Below are 2,905 nucleotides of genomic sequence, written 5' to 3'. Positions count from 1 at the left end.
CCGCCAGTTCAATTTGCAGAATTTTGCGAATGCCGGTCGCTTCCAGGTCGTGGATCATGCGCTTGATCTGCTGGCGCAACACCACCGGATACCATAATGCGTAAGTGCCGGTAGCGAAACGTTTGTAGCCTTCTGCTATCCCGCTGACCACCGCCTGATAGTCGGTTTTCATTTCATACGGTGGGTCGATAAGGATCAGGCCACGACGGGAAACTGGCGGCAGTTTTGCTTTCAGTTGCAGGAAGCCGTCGGCTTTTTCTACGCGCGCACGGCTGTCTTTCTGAAATTCAGAACGCAGCAACGGGAAATCGCTCGGATGTAGCTCGGTCAGTTGCAGGCTGTCTTGTTCACGCAGTAACTGACGGGCAATCAATGGCGAACCGGGGTAGTAACGCAACTGTCCGCTACGGTTGAAGTGTTTTACCACATTGATGTACGGCTCCAGTTCTGCGGGCAAATCGTCCTGCTGCCAGATACGGGCGATGCCTTCGAGATATTCGCCGGTACGCTCGGCATGTTCGCTGCCTAACTGATAACGCCCGGCCCCTGCGTGGGTATCGAGATAGAGAAACGGTTTATCTTTCTCTTTCAGCGACTCGATGATCAGGCTCTGAACGGTATGTTTAAGGACGTCGGCGTGGTTGCCAGCGTGAAAGCTGTGGCGATAACTGAGCATGGGTAAAGGTGTTCCGGTAAGTAAAAATCGGCCCGTATTTGGGGCGCACAAAAGCATATCAGGACAGTATACCGAAAAGAGGACGTCGCCGCGAAAGCGTAACGTTTCTCATTGAAATTCACTACACTTAACCCCATGCTATTACCCATTACGCGTCGGATGGCATCGGCCTATTAACGTAGGCCGGATAAGACGTCTGCGTCGCCTCCGGCGAAAGCGCCTGTGAGCGTTTCGTTCCCTCTATTTAACCAGGACTGTACCTATGACGAATCCGTTACTGACTCCCTTTGAATTGCCTCCGTTTTCTAAAATTCTCCCGGAACATGTCGTTCCTGCCGTGACTAAGGCGCTGAACGACTGTCGCGAAAATGTGGAGCGCGTGGTAGCGCAGGGGGCACCGTACACCTGGGAAAATCTCTGCCAACCGCTGGCAGAAGTGGACGATGTGCTGGGCCGTATTTTCTCCCCGGTCAGCCACCTGAACTCGGTGAAAAATAGCCCGGAGCTGCGCGAAGCCTACGAACAAACGCTGCCGCTGCTGTCAGAATACAGCACCTGGGTAGGGCAACATGAAGGACTGTATAAAGCGTATCGCGATCTGCGCGATGGCGATCATTACGCCACGCTGAACACGGCACAGAAGAAAGCGGTTGATAACGCACTGCGTGATTTTGAACTGTCGGGCATCGGTCTGCCGAAAGAGAAACAGCAACGTTACGGCGAGATTGCCACCCGTCTCTCCGAGCTGGGCAACCAGTACAGCAACAACGTCCTCGATGCGACGATGGGCTGGACTAAACTCGTTACCGACGAAGCTGAGCTGGCGGGTATGCCAGAAAGCGCGCTGGCTGCAGCAAAAGCCCAGGCCGAAGCGAAAGAACTGGAAGGCTATCTGCTGACGCTGGATATCCCAAGCTACCTGCCGGTAATGACTTACTGCGACAACCAGTCTCTGCGCGAAGAGATGTATCGCGCTTACAGCACACGCGCCTCCGATCAAGGCCCGAACGCCGGTAAGTGGGACAACAGCAAGGTGATGGAAGAGATCCTCGCGCTGCGTCACGAACTGGCGCAATTGCTGGGTTTTGAAAACTACGCCTTCAAATCGCTTGCCACTAAAATGGCAGAAAATCCGCAGCAGGTGCTTGATTTCTTAACCGATCTGGCAAAACGCGCGCGTCCGCAGGGCGAAAAAGAGCTGGCGCAACTGCGTGCCTTCGCCAAAGCCGAATTTGGTGTGGATGAGTTGCAGCCGTGGGATATCGCTTACTACAGCGAAAAACAGAAACAGCACCTCTACAGCATCAGCGACGAACAACTGCGTCCGTACTTCCCGGAAAACAAAGCGGTTAACGGCCTGTTTGAAGTGGTGAAACGTATTTACGGCATCACCGCCAAAGAGCGTAAAGATGTTGATGTCTGGCATCCTGATGTGCGTTTCTTCGAACTGTATGATGAGAACAACGAACTGCGCGGCAGCTTCTACCTCGACCTGTATGCCCGTGAGAACAAGCGCGGCGGGGCGTGGATGGATGACTGCGTAGGCCAGATGCGCAAAGCCGACGGTTCGCTGCAAAAACCGGTCGCTTATCTGACCTGTAACTTCAACCGCCCGGTGAACGGTAAACCGGCGCTGTTTACCCATGACGAAGTGATCACCCTGTTCCACGAGTTCGGTCACGGCCTGCATCATATGCTGACCCGCATCGAAACCGCCGGTGTTTCCGGTATCAGCGGTGTGCCGTGGGATGCGGTCGAACTGCCGAGTCAGTTTATGGAAAACTGGTGCTGGGAGCCGGAGGCGCTGGCGTTTATCTCCGGTCACTATGAAACCGGCGAACCGCTGCCGAAAGGGTTGCTGGATAAAATGCTGGCGGCGAAGAACTACCAGGCGGCGCTGTTTATTCTGCGTCAGCTGGAGTTCGGCCTGTTCGATTTCCGCCTCCATGCGGAATTCCGTCCGGATCAGGGGGCAAAAATCCTCGAAACCCTGACAGAAATCAAAAAACTGGTTGCCGTGGTGCCGTCTCCGTCATGGGGCCGTTTCCCACATGCATTTAGCCATATCTTTGCTGGTGGTTATGCAGCAGGTTACTACAGCTACCTGTGGGCTGATGTGCTGGCGGCGGATGCTTTCTCGCGCTTTGAGGAAGAGGGGATTTTCAACCGTGATACTGGACAGTCGTTCCTCGACAACATTCTGAGCCGTGGCGGTTCAGAAGAGCCGAT

The 2,905-nt window shown here is 54.5% G+C and carries 2 protein-coding genes; one reads left to right on the top strand and one right to left on the bottom strand.

Going from position 1 to position 2,905, the window contains the following annotated elements; translation table 11 throughout:
• Nucleotides 1–676: 23S rRNA (adenine(2030)-N(6))-methyltransferase (gene rlmJ / locus EQY_RS0122330; protein ID WP_000954226.1), on the bottom strand; the 676-nt coding region annotated here is incomplete at its 3' end.
• Between the two features lie 262 nt (nucleotides 677–938).
• Here rlmJ and prlC point away from each other — a divergent pair.
• On the top strand, nucleotides 939–2,905 hold a 1,967-nt coding region (prlC, locus tag EQY_RS0122325), incomplete at its 3' end, for an oligopeptidase A (protein ID WP_000184158.1).

The organism is Escherichia sp. TW14182, from assembly GCF_000208525.1.
Classification (GTDB): Bacteria; Pseudomonadota; Gammaproteobacteria; order Enterobacterales; family Enterobacteriaceae; genus Escherichia; species Escherichia ruysiae.
The sequence above is the reverse complement of the archived record's forward strand: the minus strand, read 5'-3'. Positions and strand labels throughout refer to the sequence as shown.